Source organism: Novibacillus thermophilus, assembly GCF_002005165.1.
Classification (GTDB): domain Bacteria; phylum Bacillota; class Bacilli; order Thermoactinomycetales; family Novibacillaceae; genus Novibacillus; species Novibacillus thermophilus.
The window spans coordinates 3,277,135-3,293,669 of record NZ_CP019699.1 but is presented as its reverse complement, the minus strand read 5'-3'; the positions used below and the strand labels follow the sequence as shown (position 1 = coordinate 3,293,669).

Annotated in this window: 13 protein-coding genes, 1 tRNA gene, 1 other RNA gene and 1 pseudogene; 14 read left to right on the top strand and 2 right to left on the bottom strand. The window is 52.5% G+C overall.

Annotation, left to right across the window (positions count from 1 at the left end):
- Positions 1-135 precede the first annotated feature (135 nt).
- From rpoN to eno, 7 genes are all read left to right on the top strand, one after another.
- Positions 136-1,458 carry an RNA polymerase factor sigma-54 gene (gene rpoN / locus B0W44_RS16060; RefSeq protein ID WP_077720893.1) on the top strand — a complete coding sequence of 441 codons (1,323 nt, stop codon included), beginning with the start codon at positions 136-138 and terminating at the stop codon, positions 1,456-1,458.
- Positions 1,459-1,591: 133 nt separating this feature from the next.
- Positions 1,592-2,662: a sugar-binding transcriptional regulator gene (locus B0W44_RS16055; protein ID WP_077720892.1), complete on the top strand. Its 1,071-nt coding sequence runs from the start codon at positions 1,592-1,594 to the stop codon at positions 2,660-2,662.
- Positions 2,640-3,644 (top strand): type I glyceraldehyde-3-phosphate dehydrogenase, encoded by a 1,005-nt coding sequence (gene gap / locus B0W44_RS16050; RefSeq protein ID WP_149027056.1) that lies wholly within the window; start codon positions 2,640-2,642, stop codon positions 3,642-3,644. Before B0W44_RS16055 ends, gap begins: the two co-directional genes overlap by 23 nt.
- A gap of 145 nt (positions 3,645-3,789) precedes the next feature.
- Entirely contained in the window at positions 3,790-4,971 is a 1,182-nt protein-coding gene (locus B0W44_RS16045; protein ID WP_077720890.1) for a phosphoglycerate kinase, read from the top strand.
- A 259-nt stretch (positions 4,972-5,230) separates the two neighbouring features.
- The gene (gene tpiA, locus B0W44_RS16040) at positions 5,231-5,986 is read left to right on the top strand and encodes a triose-phosphate isomerase (protein ID WP_077720889.1); all 756 of its coding nucleotides are present in this window, start codon (positions 5,231-5,233) and stop codon (positions 5,984-5,986) included.
- 10 nt (positions 5,987-5,996) lie between these two features.
- The gene (gpmI, locus tag B0W44_RS16035) at positions 5,997-7,538 is read left to right on the top strand and encodes a 2,3-bisphosphoglycerate-independent phosphoglycerate mutase (protein ID WP_077720888.1); all 1,542 of its coding nucleotides are present in this window, start codon (positions 5,997-5,999) and stop codon (positions 7,536-7,538) included.
- Positions 7,539-7,570: 32 nt separating this feature from the next.
- A complete protein-coding gene (eno, locus tag B0W44_RS16030; protein WP_077720887.1) occupies positions 7,571-8,887 on the top strand; it encodes a phosphopyruvate hydratase in 1,317 nt (438 codons plus the stop codon).
- A 326-nt stretch (positions 8,888-9,213) separates the two neighbouring features.
- On the opposite strand, the pseudogene B0W44_RS16025 reads toward eno, so the two are convergent.
- Positions 9,214-10,493: pseudogene (locus B0W44_RS16025) on the bottom strand (ISNCY family transposase).
- 157 nt (positions 10,494-10,650) lie between these two features.
- On the opposite strand from B0W44_RS16025, the gene secG reads away from it, so the two are divergent.
- From secG to B0W44_RS16000, 5 genes are all read left to right on the top strand, one after another.
- A complete protein-coding gene (gene secG, locus B0W44_RS16020; RefSeq protein WP_077720886.1) occupies positions 10,651-10,884 on the top strand; it encodes a preprotein translocase subunit SecG in 234 nt (77 codons plus the stop codon).
- A gap of 125 nt (positions 10,885-11,009) precedes the next feature.
- Positions 11,010-13,292, top strand: coding sequence for a ribonuclease R (rnr, locus tag B0W44_RS16015; protein ID WP_077720885.1), 2,283 nt, complete (start codon positions 11,010-11,012; stop codon positions 13,290-13,292).
- 78 nt (positions 13,293-13,370) lie between these two features.
- A complete protein-coding gene (gene smpB, locus B0W44_RS16010; protein WP_077720884.1) occupies positions 13,371-13,844 on the top strand; it encodes an SsrA-binding protein SmpB in 474 nt (157 codons plus the stop codon).
- Positions 13,845-13,936: 92 nt separating this feature from the next.
- Positions 13,937-14,301: a transfer-messenger RNA gene (gene ssrA, locus B0W44_RS16005) on the top strand.
- A gap of 11 nt (positions 14,302-14,312) precedes the next feature.
- Positions 14,313-14,388 (top strand) — tRNA-Thr (locus B0W44_RS16000).
- 100 nt (positions 14,389-14,488) lie between these two features.
- Here the strand turns inward: B0W44_RS16000 and B0W44_RS18295 are convergent.
- Positions 14,489-14,698 carry a hypothetical protein gene (locus B0W44_RS18295; protein WP_169835634.1) on the bottom strand — a complete coding sequence of 70 codons (210 nt, stop codon included), beginning with the start codon at positions 14,696-14,698 and terminating at the stop codon, positions 14,489-14,491.
- A 159-nt stretch (positions 14,699-14,857) separates the two neighbouring features.
- Here B0W44_RS18295 and B0W44_RS15995 point away from each other — a divergent pair, with 159 nt between their 5' ends.
- Together B0W44_RS15995 and B0W44_RS15990 are read left to right on the top strand one after the other, a co-directional pair.
- Complete coding sequence (locus B0W44_RS15995) at positions 14,858-15,202, top strand: ArsR/SmtB family transcription factor (protein ID WP_077720883.1); 345 nt, start codon at positions 14,858-14,860, stop codon at positions 15,200-15,202.
- Positions 15,203-15,216: 14 nt separating this feature from the next.
- Positions 15,217-16,512 carry an arsenic transporter gene (locus B0W44_RS15990; RefSeq protein WP_077720882.1) on the top strand — a complete coding sequence of 432 codons (1,296 nt, stop codon included), beginning with the start codon at positions 15,217-15,219 and terminating at the stop codon, positions 16,510-16,512.
- The last annotated feature ends 23 nt before the right edge of the window (positions 16,513-16,535 follow it).

Here is a 16,535-nt window from a genome sequence, read left to right as displayed (position 1 = left end):
GAGTGAAACATTAACTATTATATGTGATTTCCCGTTCACAATCAAGACGGCATTCATCAAAAAAATTGACATGTAAGTTGACAAAAGTAGATACAGAACGCCGATTTTTTGTTATCATAGAGACAGGTGATCACAATGCAAGCGGGAATGCATCTCGTTCAAGAACAACGTCAGCAGTTAGTCATGACTCCCGAGTTGCGACAGGCCTTGTCTGTATTGCAGTATTCCATAACAGAGTTAAACACGTACCTGGCAGAACAAGTGATGGAAAACCCGGTACTCGACTGGGAGGAACCGACATCCGGGACGGTGACATCGTGGAAAAATTTAAAATACCGCCAGACTGATGAGACACCGGACAAGTGGTGGGAGAACGTCAGTGTTGGGAAGTCGTTACAGGAACAGATGGAAGAGCAGTTACGTCTCGTAAACTTGAAACCGCTTGAAAGGCGATTGGCCCTCTTCATATTGGGCCACTTGGACGAAAGGGGTTACGTCCAGCTATCCGTGCACGAAGTGTGTAAACGTTTTAACACAGATGAAGAAACGGTTGAACGCGTTTTACACACCTTGCAGCAATTCGAGCCGGCGGGCATTTGCGCCCGCGACTTGCGCGAGTGTCTGCTGTTGCAAATTGCGCGCATGCAGGATGCCCCGCCTCTCCTAGCTCCCTTAGTCCGGGACCACTTGGAACATTTGGCAGAGGGCAAGTGGAAGCAAGTGGCACTCGCATTGGACTGTGACGAACGCACGTTGCAACAACTGGTGGATATGCTTCGCAAGTTAGATCCGAATCCCGGCTTGCAGTTGCTCCACGACCCGGGAAATTACATCGTCCCTGACGTCATTGTCGAACGTGTCGACGGCGAGTACGCCATCAGCGTGAACGATCCGTTTCAAGAGATGCTGCGCATACGCCCGGAATACGTCCGCCTCCGATCACAAGTGAGAGAGCAGCATCACCCGGTCAGACAGTATTTAGCGGAACGATTTCAAGCGGCAGACTGGCTGTTTCGCAGTCTCGATTCCAGGCGAAAGACGCTGTACAACATTTCAAAGGTGATCGTGCGGCGACAAGAGATCTTTTTGGAACGAGGCATTGCTTTTTTACGCCCGATGACCTTAGCAGACGTCGCCCATGAGCTAGGCCTCCACGAATCGACAGTGAGTCGCGCCATTCGCAATAAATATGTGCAGACGCCTCGCGGCCTCATGTCCTTTAAAACACTGTTCTCCGGTGGGTTGGCGACGATCGGAGGAGAAGGGACGTCGCGGGTCGGGGTAAAGGAACAAATTAAGCAAATTGTGCGCAATGAAAACAAAAAGAAACCGTTGTCCGATCAACAGTTGGCCAACGTGCTGAGCAAAATGGGCATCAAAATTTCGAGGCGGACGGTAGCCAAGTACCGCGAAGAGCTGGCCATCCCTTCTTCAGCCAAGCGAAAGCGGTTGGGCTGAAATTGTCAAAATGGCGGGTATTGCATAATAGAGGAACGTTCGTTAAAATGAAGGTGAAGAGATCACCTTTTTTTTAGCTGATGCGGGACATAAAATGTTTACGCGGGACATTAAATGACCCAGAGGAGATTGTATGAAGCGGCTTCTAGCGATGCAAAAACAGCTGCTCCCTGACTTGTTGGATGTGATGAAGAAGCGTTACGACCTTTTGCGTCACATCCAGTTGCTGCAGCCGATCGGAAGGCGGAGTTTGGCGGTGTCCGTCAACATGACAGAACGGGTTTTGCGGGGGGAAGTCGACTTTCTCAAACGTCAGGGTTTGATCGTCACCCAGAGTGTCGGCATGAGTCTGACGGATGAGGGACGGCAGTTAGTTGATGAGATGGAGCTCTTAATGAAAGAACTGTTCGGGTTGGGGGAACTAGAGCAGGAGCTCGCCGTGAAGTTCGGTCTGTCGGAAGTGGTCATCGTCCCCGGAAACGCGGATCAGTCTCTCGCCGCTAAAAAAGCTTTAGGCCGAGCTGGAGCCAACGTCCTGCTGAATAAGGCCCGGCCGGGAGACGTGATCGCGGTGAACGGCGGGACGACTGTTGCAGCGGTGGCCGAAATGCTCACAGATTCTCCGGTATTGAAAGAGACGATTTTTGTCCCGTCTCGCGGAGGGCTGGGAGAAGCCGTTGAGCTGCAGGCAAACTATCTGGCTTCGCTCATGGCCAAAAAAACTGGGGCCTCTTACCGGCTGATGCACGTACCGGATCAAATGAGCGAAGAGGTGTACCGGTCACTGATGAATGAGCCGAACATTTTAGACGTGCTCAAGGTGATTCGACGGGCGCGCATCGTGTTGCACGGGATTGGAGATGCCTTGGCCATGGCCACCAGGAGGAACGCCCCGGCATCACTGATCGCCAAACTGCGAGAAAAGAAAGCTGTCGGAGAAGCGTTTGGCTACTACTTCAACCGGAGGGGCGAAATCGTGCATCGCATGCAAACAGTCGGGTTGCGCCTCGAAGATGTGCACCAGGCGGAAATTGTCATTGCGGTCGCCGGCGGTGCGAGTAAAGGGGAAGCGATCGCTTCCGTGTGCCGGGGCGGCAGCCGTGACATACTGGTGACGGACGAGGCTGCGGCGCAATCGATGATCCACCTTTTAGCAAAGAAAACTGAGGAGGATGTATACCGTGGTAACGAGAATAGGGATTAACGGATTTGGACGCATCGGGCGCAACGTGTTCCGCGCTTCACTTCAGCACAAAGATGTCGAAGTCGTCGCTGTTAACGATTTGACTGACGCGGAAACACTGGCCCATTTGTTAAAATACGACTCCGTACACGGTACCCTGGAGACGGCAGTCGAAGCGGGGGCAGGGGCGATCACAGTCGGCGGAAAAGAAATCAAAGTCCTTTCCGAACGAGACCCCGCCCAATTGCCGTGGGGGGACCTCGGGGTCGACTTGGTGATTGAATCGACGGGACGCTTTACGAAGCGGGCCGATGCGGCGAAACATTTAGAAGGCGGTGCGAAAAAAGTGATTATTTCCGCTCCGTCCAAAGACGCCGACCACATGATCGTCTTGGGTGTGAACGAGGACACGTACGATCCTGCCGCCCACGACGTCATCTCCAACGCATCGTGTACGACGAACTGTTTGGCTCCCATGGCTAAAGTGTTGCACGAGGCATTCGGAATTAAGCGAGGTCTGATGACAACCGTCCACTCCTACACGAACGACCAGCAGATTTTAGACCTGCCGCACAAGGACTTGCGCCGGGCCCGCGCTGCCGGCCAGTCGATCATTCCGACGACGACAGGTGCCGCTGCCGCTGTCGGTAAGGTGCTGCCGGAGTTGAACGGCAAATTGAACGGGATGGCGATGCGGGTTCCGACACCGAACGTCTCGGTCGTCGACCTCGTCGCTGAGTTAGAGCAACGTGTAGAGGTGGAAGACGTCAACAGGACATTAAAAGCAGCTGCGGAAGGCCGGTTAAAAGGTATACTCGCGTACAGCGACGAGCCCCTCGTATCTAAAGACTATAACGGCGACCCCCATTCTTCTGTCATCGACGCCCTGTCGACGATGGTGCTCGATGACAACATGGTGAAAGTCGTCTCATGGTATGACAACGAATGGGGTTATTCCAACCGTTGTGTGGAACTGGCCGCTTACGTGATGAAACAGGGATGAACGCGAAAGTGTCATATGACTGGAGGAAAGTAAAGGGGAGATGGAGTATCTCCTCTTTCTTTTGACAATGCAGGTCTTACGGCCTACTATGGGGACAGGCGCACTCGACAAATTTCATACATACGAGCTCGGGGAGTGATGGCATGTGAACAAACAGTCTGTCCGCGATATTGACGTCAAGGGAAAGAAAGTGTTTTGCCGCGTCGACTTCAACGTTCCGTTAGAAGACGGTCGCATTGTCGACGATACAAGAATTAAAGCGGCGATTCCGACTGTCCGCTACCTCGTGGAACGAGGTGCCAAAGTGATCCTCTCAAGCCACCTCGGAAGACCGAAAGGAAAAGTTGTGGAAAAGCTCCGCCTGACTCCCGTCGCTGTCCGCTTGGCGGACATATTGGGCCGCACGGTGGAAAAAGTGGACGAAGCCGTCGGAGACGAGGTTGAAGCGAAAATATCCGCAATGCGGGAAGGGGATATCGTGCTGTTGGAGAATGTGCGGTTCTATCCGGGAGAGGAGCAAAACGATCCCGAACTGGCCCGCGCCTTCGCTAAGCTGGCCGATGTCTACGTCAATGACGCCTTCGGTGCGGCCCACAGGGCCCACGCGTCAACGGCCGGGATTGCGGAGTACCTGCCGGCAGTGGCCGGACTGCTTATGGAAAAAGAACTGGAAACCCTCGGTCGAGCCCTTCGAACACCGGAACGGCCGTTTACGGCTATCGTCGGGGGCGCGAAAGTGCGGGACAAGATCGGTGTGATCGAAAACTTGCTCGACAAAGCGGACAATCTTATGATTGGAGGGGGATTGGCTTACACTTTCGTCAAAGCAAAAGGTTTTGAAATCGGAAAGTCCCTTCTCGAGCGGGACAAGGTCGATCTGGCGAAACAGTTTATGGAGAAAGCCGAACGCCTAGGTGTCAACTTTTATATGCCGGAAGACGCTGTCGTGGCCACACAGTTTGCCCCGGATGCACCATCTGAGGTCGTTCCGATTGACCGCATTCCGAAAGATGCGGAGGCGCTTGACATCGGCCCTAAAACGAGGGAAGTGTACGCCGACGTGATAAAAAGCTCCAAACTCGTTATCTGGAACGGTCCGATGGGCGTTTTTGAATTCGACGCGTTTGCCCACGGGACGAACGCGGTTGCCCAGGCGATGGCAGAAGCGGATGCCACCACCATTATCGGAGGGGGCGATTCAGCAGCAGCTGTGGAAAAAGCGGGGCTTTCCGACAGGATCACCCATATTTCGACGGGGGGTGGCGCGTCGCTTGAATTCATGGAAGGGAAGGAACTCCCCGGCGTCGCGGCCCTCAACGACCGGTAACCGGTCGGAACGGCGCAGTACGGGGACCTGTAAGCCTGTTACTCGGTAAGACTGCTACACCTTCAGGCAGTACGGGGCCATTTTGGACGGAAAAGAGAACGGTACGCGCTAAGGCCTAAGGCCCTGACGTGTCCAGTCAACTTGGGAAAAGTAAAGTGGCCATACCGTTCGGTCCAGGTTTGGACCACACGCCCCTCCCTTTTGCATGTGCCCGCAACTGGTGGACACTTACTTTCTTACGGCTAAGGAGGCATGGTTCATGCGAATCCCGATCATAGCGGGAAACTGGAAAATGCACAAAACTGTGGAAGAAACGAAAAATTTTTGGGACACGGTCAAAAACTGGCAGAAGCCCAGCGGGGTGGAAGCTGTCATTTGTGCCCCTTTTACCGCGCTGCCGGCACTCGCAGATGCTGCACGAAACAGTGAAATCGGTGTTGGCGCTCAAAACGTTCACTGGGAACGGGAAGGGGCTTTTACGGGAGAAATCAGCCCCGTGATGCTCAAACAGCTAGGAGTCGGCTATTGCATCATTGGACACTCCGAACGGCGGGCCTATTTCGCCGAAACGGACGAGGCAGTCAACAAAAAGGCGAAAGCCCTCTTCGATGTAGATATCGTCCCCATTGTATGTGTCGGAGAACAATTGGAAGAGCGGGAAAACGACGAAACGAAAAAAGTCGTCAAACGGCAGGTGACACAGGCGTTAGACGGCTTGCGTTCCCGCGACGTGAAGCGTCTCGTCGTCGCGTATGAACCCGTTTGGGCGATCGGCACCGGGAAGACTGCGACGGCAGAAGACGCCAACGACGTCATTGCCTATATTCGCAAGGTGATTGCTGATTTGTACGACCAGCAAGTGGCGAACGAAGTGCGCATTCAGTACGGCGGCAGTGTAAAACCGGATAACGTCGAACGCTTCATGGCTCAGCCCGACATTGACGGAGCGCTGGTCGGCGGTGCCAGCCTGGATCCGGCATCGTTCAGGGCTCTCGTAGAAGGAGGACGGGGATAGGAGGACCGTGATGGCAGTACCTAAACCTGTAGCTCTCATCATATTGGACGGTTTCGCCCTGCGTGTAGAGCGTGAGGGGAACGCTGTCGCCCATGCGCACAAGCCCAATTTTGACCGCTACTGGTCCGAGTACCCGCACACGACGTTGACCGCGTGCGGTGAAGCCGTCGGTTTACCGGAAGGGCAGATGGGCAATTCGGAAGTCGGGCATTTAAACATCGGGGCCGGACGCATCGTCTATCAAGACTTAACGCGCATTGCGAAAGCGGTGGAAGATCGTACGTTTTTCGCCAACGATGCCCTGCTCCAAGCCATCAACCACGTAAAAAAGCGGAACAGTTCCCTGCACGTGATGGGACTGCTGTCTGACGGCGGTGTACATAGTCACAATGAGCACTTGTACGCCCTGCTGCGATTGGCAAAACGGGAAGGTCTGGATCGTGTCTACGTGCACGCTTTTTTAGACGGCCGCGATGTCGCTCCCGACAGCGGAGTCCGCTATGTAGAAGAGTTGATGGGGCAAATGGAAGACATCGGGATCGGTGAACTGGCGACTTTACAGGGACGCTACTACGCTATGGACCGCGATAAACGGTGGGATCGGGTACAAAAAGCGTACCGCGCCATCGTGGAAGGGACTGGGCAAGAAACGAACAACCCGCTGCAGGCCATTCGTGATTCCTACGGAGAAGGAGTGTATGACGAATTCGTCCTTCCGACGGTGTGTGTGCGGGAGGACGGTGAACCAGTCGGAAAGGTATCGGACGGCGATGCCCTCATTTGCTTTAACTTCCGTCCAGACCGGGTGATTCAAATCTCCCAATCGTTGACGCAAGACGATTTTGACGGCTTTACACGCATGACGCGCCCAGAAGATTTGTGTTACGTCTCGATGACTAAATACAGCGATACGATTGACGCCAGGGTCGCTTTTCCGCCTGAGCTCCCGCAAGAGACGTTGGGAGAAGTGGTGAGCCAGGCGGGCTTGAAACAGTTGCGCATAGCTGAAACGGAAAAATACCCCCACGTCACGTACTTCTTCAGCGGCGGGCGCGAAGAGAAATTCGCGGGGGAGAAACGCATATTAATTAACTCCCCGAAGGTGGCGACGTACGACTTGAAGCCGGAGATGAGCGTGTATGAAGTGACGGAAGCCCTCATGAAAGAAATAGAAGAGGGAACTCACGATTTTATTGTCTTGAATTTTGCCAATCCGGACATGGTCGGTCATTCTGGTAAGTTTGAGCCGACTGTCCGGGCCGTGGAAGCGGTGGACGCGTGCCTCGGCCAAGTCGTTGACACACTGCTCGGTGTCGGGGGGATTGCCGTCATAACGGCCGATCACGGCAACGCCGACATGGTGGTCGATCAGAACGGTAACGCGGTGACATCCCACACGACAAATCCCGTACCGTTTATCGTGACGAAAAAAGGGCTCCGGTTGCGGGACGACGGCATTCTCGCCGATATTGCCCCCACCGTCCTTCAGTTAATGGAGCTAAAGCAACCGAAAGCGATGACAGGAAAATCCGTGATCAAGCAGGTACCGTAAAAAATGAACATGCTAGGCAGGAGGTATGTTGTATGACGATGATACTTGAAGTGTACGGGCGTGAAGTTTTGGATTCGCGCGGCAATCCTACGGTGGAAGTGGAAGTTGTCCTCGAGTCAGGCGCCGTCGGCCGGGCCATCGTCCCGTCCGGTGCGTCGACAGGGGCCCATGAAGCCGTCGAACTGCGGGACGGCGACAAAAAGCGCTACGTCGGAAAGGGCGTGCAAAAAGCCGTCGACAACGTGAACCTTGTCATCGCCCCCGAGTTGGAGGGACTGGATGCCCTCGATCAAGCAGGGGTCGACCAACTGCTCATCGAGTTGGACGGTACGGAGAACAAAGGAAAGCTCGGGGCGAACGCCGTTCTCGGTGTATCGCTGGCCACGGCCCGGGCAGCGGCGGAGGCACTCAATATTCCCCTTTACAGCTATTTGGGCGGGTTTAACAGCAAGACACTCCCCACACCGATGATGAACATTCTGAACGGCGGAGAACATGCAGACAATAATGTGGACATACAAGAATTTATGGTCATGCCGACCGGTTTTGAAAGTTTCAAGGAAGCGCTCCGTGCCGGAACAGAGGTCTTCCACAGTTTGAAGAATGTGCTCAAAGAAAAAGGCCTCAGCACGGCTGTCGGGGACGAAGGCGGTTTTGCGCCTCATTTACGTTCGAACGAGGAGGCGCTGGAAACGATCGTCGCCGCTATTGAACGGGCGGGATACAAACCGGGAGAAGAGGTGTTTCTCGCCCTCGACGTGGCCGCGACCGAGCTGTATGAGGACGGCAAGTACGTCTTTGCTGGAGAAGGAGTCACGCGGTCAACGGACGACATGATTGCCTACTACGAGAAATTGGTGAAGAAGTACCCGATTATTTCCATTGAAGACGGCCTGTCTGAAGACGAGTGGGAAGGCTGGAGACAGTTGACGGAGCGTTTAGGAAAGAACGTCCAGCTCGTCGGCGACGACTTTTTCGTTACGAATACAAAACGGCTTAAGCGGGGCATCGAGGCGAGCAGCGGCAATTCCATCCTGATAAAAGTGAACCAAATCGGGACACTGACGGAGACGTTCGATGCCATCGAGATGGCGAAACGCGCAGGATATACCGCTGTCATTTCCCACCGCTCGGGAGAGACAGAAGACACGACCATCGCAGACATTGCGGTGGCCACGAATGCCGGTCAAATAAAGACCGGGGCGCCCTCCCGCACCGACCGCGTCGCCAAGTACAATCAATTGCTCCGAATCGAGGACGAACTGGGACACATTGCCCGCTATGCCGCCAAATCCGCCTTCTACAACCTCTACGGTCATTTCCACAACGTCGAGCAGACATCGGAGTAGACATGACATCAGGAGTGCTGGCGCGGGAGCGCCAGTGCAACCTCTATGGTCATTTCCACAACGTCGAGCAGACATCGGAGCAACCGGGACATCCCTTTCTGTCAAGCGTCAGTGAAAATGTCCTATTAACTCGTCAGTGATTCTGTCCTATTTTAGTTGTTCCCTCCATCCCGTTCAGGAGCGTAGCTTGTAGTGGCCCTTTCATCAAGGGTAAAGGCTTGCGCCCGAGATTCACTCGCCCTTGATAAAAATGCCCACGACAAGCTCCCTGGCTAAAAGGGATGAAGGGATCACAGTCCGTATTCTAACGGCACAGACTAGATTTTTTAAGCCCGTTGTCGTATCCTAGAGTTAGATTGGGTGCGCCCATATTGGCGCCAAGGATGATGGGGTGCGGGCTTGTGAGGTTTCCTCTCCGAGCTCGCCTTTTGTTTTGGCGATGGCTCACGCTTTGGCTTCACCGTTTCCTTTAGGGGATAATCTTTCCCTTTGTACCGGACAAACAACTGGCCGTCCAGTGTTTTTCGCACCTCGACACGTGTTTTGATCGGGATAACTTGTTTGTTTCCTGCGATATCGATCCTGTACGTTTTGCCTTCGTAGGAGATCGTTTCTCCCGTGCTCAACGTGCGTTGATCACGGTAGCAAAGAATCAAATCTAAAGACTGCCCTGGTTCTAAGGGGACAAAGGCACTTTCCGTATCACGTGGCGCAACAGCAAACTGTGGATTATGGGCTTCGATGAACTCCTGCAGCACCGTGTTGGCCTCCTCAATGGTGTAAATCCCCCGGAGGCGCAATTCGACAATCCAACGGTCTTGTAGCGTTTGAAACAGCCGTTCAATCCGACCTTTGGCTTGGGGGTTAAGGCCTTGATGTGGGTTATGCCTAACTCCTCCAAAGCTTGTCCGAATGGCGACAACGGAACGGGTTCTCCCGCCAATTCCTGCTCGATCGTTTGCTTTTCGTGAGGGGAACGGAAAATCATGTGTTGATCCGAATACACACTCATCGGAATACCTTTCTGCTCGATCATCTGTTGTGTGAGCCTGAAATAACCTTCCGTGTCTTCTTGTGGCCGGAAAAGCGCAGCCACAATGTGACCGGTGGCATCATCAATGGCGGCAAGCAGGGACATCGGTTCTGCCCGATCTTCCAGCCAAGGGTGAGGACTGCCGTCCATTTGGACCAACATGCCTGGCTGCGGTTTGCGCTGTCGCGGGCGATGCACTTTCGGCGGGCGCCGTTTGCGTTTCGGTTTGATGCCGGCCTCAGAGCGAATGCGACGCACGGTTGACGGACTGACGTGAATTCCTTCGTACTTGGCCAACAATTCGGCAAAATGCACATCATTACACCCTTGATACGCATCGCTTTGGTGGAGCTCCAGAATTCTTTGACGTGTATTGTCAGACAGTGCGTGTGCCGGTTTGCGTCCTTTGTTTTTGTGGATAATCCCCGTTTCCCCCTCCTCAAGCACCCGTTTTTTGAGACGACAAACCTGGCGGTAACTTAACCCAAGGAGTTCAGCGGCTTCACCTCCTGTGATCAAACCTTGAATCCAGCGATCAATGACGGTGTAACGCTTCAGCTCTTGTCTGCTCATGAATATGTTCTCTCCCATATGTGACATTTTCACTGACGCGTTACAATATGACAATATCACTGACGAACAACACCGGGACATCCCTTTCTTGAACTCTCCGCTTACTTATGGTACATTAACAAAAGTGGGATGGAACGGACATCAGGAGGTGTGAGGGATGGAACTCGCAGCCAAAATAGTACTCATTATCGTTTCGATTGCCCTTATTCTCGTCGTTGTCCTGCAGTCCGGAAGAAGTGCTGGCCTCTCTGGAGCCATCGCCGGCGGTGCCGAACACTTAATGGGGAAACAGAAAGCCCGCGGGATCGACGCATTACTCGGAAAGTTGACCATCGTATTGTCCACGTTATTTTTCATTATTACTTTGATCGTGGGTTACTTCTTGCGATAAAGCGGCGAGTACTCGGGAAACAGCGGGGTTTTGCCCTGGCTGTTTCTTTTTGTGTTTAAAGGCGAAAAGGTTAAGGGTACACTGTGAAAAGAAGCAGAAACTGTGAGGGAAGGAGCTGCAGGTGTTTGGTACAGGCTGAAGACATTGTCGCCTTTATGCGGGAAAAGGCGTATAGACCGTTGACGGTCAAAGAATTGGAACAAGTATTTGGCGTCGAAGGATCGGACGGCTTCCGCCAACTCGTTAAAACATTGAATCAATTGGAAGAGAGCGGGCAAATCGTCCGCACCCGTACTAACCGTTACGGCATTCCAGAGCGGTTGAATCTCATTCGCGGCAAATTGCAAGTACACCCGAAAGGGTTCGGTTTTGTCCTCCCTTCCGAAACGGATCACCCGGACATTTTCATTCACCCCAACGATATGAAAGGGGCGATGGACGGCGATACCGTCATCGCCCGCATCAACAAGCAACACACGGGTGAAAAGCGGATGGAGGGGGAGATCGTCCGCATTATCGGCCGCGGCCAGACGAAAATCGTCGGCACATTTTCCGCCAGCCACAACTTCGGCTTTGTCATTCCGGACGATAAACGGTTGACGGCAGATGTCTTCATTCCGCCAGACGGATTAAACGGCGCCGTTGACGGCCAAAAAGTCGTCGTCGAGATTAAAGACTACCCGGATGACCGCAAAAGCGCTGCCGGTGAAGTGGTGGAAATTCTCGGGCACAAAAACGATCCAGGTGTCGATATTGTGTCCATCATCCGCAAATACGATTTACCCGAAAAATTTCCAGAAGAAGTGATGGAAGAAGCGCGTCAAGTGCCGGATGAGATTGCGCCGGAAGAAATCTCGGGACGTCGGGATCTCAGAGAAAGGACCACAGTGACGATAGACGGAGACGATGCCAAAGATTTGGACGATGCGGTGTCAGTGGAGCCGTTGGACAACGGTCACATCCGTCTCGGCGTCCACATCGCCGACGTCAGTTACTACGTCCGGGAAGGATCTGCCTTGGATCGAGAAGCGTACCGCCGTGGCTGCAGCGTGTATTTGGTGGACCGGGTCATCCCGATGTTGCCGCCGCGCTTGTCTAACGGGATCTGCAGCTTAAATCCCCACGTCGACCGGTTGACAATGTCGTGCGAGATGGAAATCGACCGGCAAGGCACTGTGGTGCGTTACGACATCTTTCCCAGTGTGATCCGCTCGAACGCCCGAATGACTTACCGCGATGTGTGGAAAATACTCGAAGAAGAAGATCCGGAAGTGACAGCGCGCTATGCGGAGCTCGTACCCCATTTCCAGTTAATGAAGCAGTTGGCCCTCACATTGCGCCAAAAAAGGCTGCAGCGTGGGGCCATCGATTTTGACTTTGCTGAAGCAAAGATCATTGTAGACGAAGCTGGGAAGCCGACGGACATTGTGGAACGCCCCCGGACGATCGCAGAACAAATCATAGAGGAATTCATGCTCGTCGCCAACGAAACGGTGGCCGAGCATTTCCACTGGCTCAACGTGCCGTTCATCTACCGAATTCACGAACACCCGGACAGTGAGAAACTGATGTCCTTTTTCTCATTTGTCACGCATTTCGGCTATTCGGTGCGCGGCAAAGCTGACGACCTCCACCCCCGTGCCTTGCAACAGTTGCTGGAAACGGTGAGGGGCGAGCCCGAGGAAACGGTCATCAGCCGCGTCATGTTAAGGTCCATGCAACAGGCGCGCTATGCGGCAAAAAACGACGGGCATTACGGATTAGCAGCCAAACATTACACCCATTTCACCTCTCCGATTCGGCGCTATCCCGACTTAGTCGTTCACCGCATCATCCGCGAAGTGTTAACAGACCACACCCTTTCAGATGAGCGAACGGCCCATTGGAGCGAAACATTACCATCGATCGCCGAACAGTCATCCGAGCGGGAACGCGTTGCCGTCGATGCAGAGCGGGAAACGGACGACTTGAAAAAAGCCGAGTTTATGCTGGACAAAGTGGGTGAAGAGTTTACCGGCATCATTAGCAGCGTGACGTCGTTCGGCATATTCGTCGAACTGGAGAACACCGTTGAAGGAATGGTGCACGTCAGCTACATGGTGGACGACTACTATCACTTTCTGGACGATCAGTTCATGCTCGTCGGAGAGCGAACGGGCAAACAGTACCGCATCGGGGATGAAGTGAAAATTCGCGTGACGAACGTGAATGTAGACGAGCGGTCGGTCGATTTTGAACTGGTGGACATCAAACCGAGGAAAAAGCGAAAAAACAGACAGGCGGCCGTTATCGCCGGGGAAGAGTTCCATCAAAACAACGGACGCAAGGGAAAAAAACGGCGCCGACAAAAGGCGGTTACACCGTTTTACGAAAAAACGGCGAAGAAAAGGAGGACAAGAGAACGGTGAAGCCTCCATTCATTGACGAAACGGTGTTCCCTTGCTATACTGACCATTAGTCTTTAGCGTTCTGTGGGAGGTGAGCACATGGGAAAAGGCGGCGTCAAAGTGAAAGTGGTGGCGCGGAACAAAAAAGCCCGTCACGATTACACAATCGAGGAAACGTACGAGGCCGGGATCGTGCTCACCGGGACGGAAATAAAGTCTGTACGCGCGGGAAAAGTGAACTTGCAGGACAGTTACGCCCGCATTAAAGACGGTGAAGTTTTCCTTTTGAATTTGCACATTAGCCCGTTTGAGCAAGGCAACCGTTTCAACCATGAGCCGACGCGGACGCGCAAACTCCTTTTGCACAAAGACGAAATCCGGAAATTGATCGGGAAAACGAAACTCAAAGGGTATTCTTTAATCCCCCTCGACTTACACTTGCGGAACGGCTTTTGCAAAGTGGAACTGGCGTTGGCAAAAGGGAAAAAACTGTACGACAAAAGGCAAGACATGGCCAAACGCGATGCCCAGCGGGAAATGGAGCGGGCCTTCAAAGAACGGCAGCGGTCCTGACTCCCCTGAAATTCCCTCTTTACATGGAGGTGGACCCATTATATAATGATATACCGAGGCTGAAAAAAAGCCTCGTACCATCTGTTGAATCCGGGGGCGTTTTTTGGATTCGACGGAGATGGATCGAGCGTCAGTAGCGAGCCGAGGGGCTGCGTACCTCGTAAAAACGCAGAACGCCAAATGTAACTGGCAAACAACAAAACTACGCTCTGGCTGCTTAATAAAGTTCAGCCAGGATCCGCTGTACCATCGCCCATGTGGTGCAACCGGGTCTCACACTCAGTGGGCTAGCTGACCGGAACGTTACCGGCCGGAAAGCGAAACGAAGGTAACTCGCTGTTTGATACGCCTGTCACTGGGCAGATCAAACAGTTAAATCCCAAAACAGTGACTGCGCTCGGAGAAGCTGGCGTGGCGATGTCTTCGGACAGCGGTTCGACTCCGCTCGCCTCCACCAAAACAAAATATGCTGACGTAGCTCAGCTGGCAGAGCACTTCACTCGTAATGAAGGGGTCGGGGGTTCGAATCCCTCCGTCAGCACCACCAAAAAACGTTGATACGGCGCGGTTTCCAAAAGTTATGGAAACCGCGCCATTTTATTATGAAAGGCTCACTTGCAAACATTTTGCAAACCTTTAGTATGCTAAAGTGTACGATTTAGATTGCGCGGCAATACTTTTGTTCCGTACCGTGTACATACAACTAAGCCACTATCTTCGTAAGAAGCTCCTGCCGTAGATTTTTCATGTTGCAAAATACTTTTGTGCTTTTTTAGTTCATCAACCGTCGCTTTTGGTAGTGATATAGGGCGACGGGCTGAATCAGACTTCAGTTCTTGAATTTCGCCCAACATCGTTAAAGATGTAGCAGTGGGGGTATATTTAGATGATGTCGTCGAAAATGGGCACATGATTTTCTATGGGCATTTTCCTGACGATGTCTACATATCTTTGTTGCATATATAAGGATATCCTTATATACTGATGTTGGAGTGTGAAGGGAGGTTCTTGTTATGGAAAATACTGTTGTAGATATTGAAAAAGCCGTAAACATTCTTAAGCTATTAGGCGATAAAACGCGCCTCACAATGATCGGACTTCTGGAAGACCATGAATGTTGTGTGTGTGAGTTCGTAGAAATTTTTCAAATGAGCCAGCCTGCCATCAGCCAGCATCTTAGGAAATTAAGAGATGCAGGTTTAGTGAGAGAACGCCGAAAAGGACAATGGATTTTTTACAAGCTAAACAAAGAACATGAAACCTATCCGCTCATACAAGATATACTCTATCACCTACCGGATCAAAAGGAAAAGCTGGAAGCATTGGAGGCAGAAGGATTACGAGTCATATGTGAATAGTGGAGGTCGTTAGATTGTCAACTGTACTATTAGCATCCGTTATATTTGTCGCAACATTGATCCTCGTTATTTGGCAGCCGAAAGGGTTAGGAATCGGCTGGACGGCCTGCGGCGGCGCGGTCCTGGCCTTACTTGTCGGTGTGGTTGATCTTCACGATGTAGTGACCGTAACAGGCATTGTGTGGAATGCGACCTTGACGTTTGTCGCCGTGATTCTTATTTCGCTCATTCTCGATGAGATTGGGTTCTTTGAATGGGCTGCCTTGCACATGGCCAGAGTGGCGAAAGGCAACGGGATTAAAATGTTTGTGTACATTACCGTACTTGGGGCCGTCGTGGCGGCTTTCTTCGCCAACGACGGAGCGGCGTTGATCTTGACTCCGATTGTACTCGCCATGGTGCGGAACTTGAAATTCAAGGAGGAGATGGTATTGCCGTTCATTATGGCCAGCGGCTTTATTGCCGACACTACCTCTCTGCCTCTCGTTGTCAGCAACTTGGTTAACATTGTGTCGGCGGATTTTTTCGGGATTGGTTTTTCCGAATATGCGTCCCGTATGATTGTACCGAACGTTTTTGCACTCGGTGCCAGTATGCTCGTTTTGTATGTGTACTTTCGTAAAAACATTCCGTGCCATTATGCGATATCGCAACTAAAGGAGCCGGGGGAAGCAATCAAAGACCATCGGATGTTTCGTTTGTCCTGGTTCGTTCTGGCGATCCTGCTCATCGGATATTTCGGAGGCGAACTTCTGGACATCCCGGTTTCTATTGTCGCCGGCGTTATTGCGGTCTTCTTTTTGATTATGGCCAAAAGGAGTCCTGCCGTACCGACCAACGAGGTCATCAAGGGGGCGCCTTGGGCGATTGTATTCTTTTCTGTCGGGATGTACGTTGTCGTCTATGGGTTGCAAAATGTCGGGTTAACCGCTCTGTTGGCAAAAGAGATACAAGCTGCAGCAGAGGGTGGTTTGTTCGCCGGGACAGTCGCGATGGGCTTTATCGCCGCTTTCCTATCATCTATTATGAACAACATGCCCACTGTCATGATTGACGCCCTTGCGATTGCGGAGACAAACACGTCAGGATTGATGCGGGAAGCGCTCGTGTACGCCAATGTCATCGGATCGGACCTCGGTCCGAAAATTACGCCCATCGGATCACTGGCGACGTTATTATGGTTACACGTACTCGCAACGAAAGGTGTTAAGATTTCTTGGGGGTACTATTTTAAAGTCGGTATTGTACTAACGATCCCAACATTGTTCATGACGCTTGTCGGACTCTACCTGTGGTTGTTGATCATTTAAAGAGTATTGATACCATTTCCCAT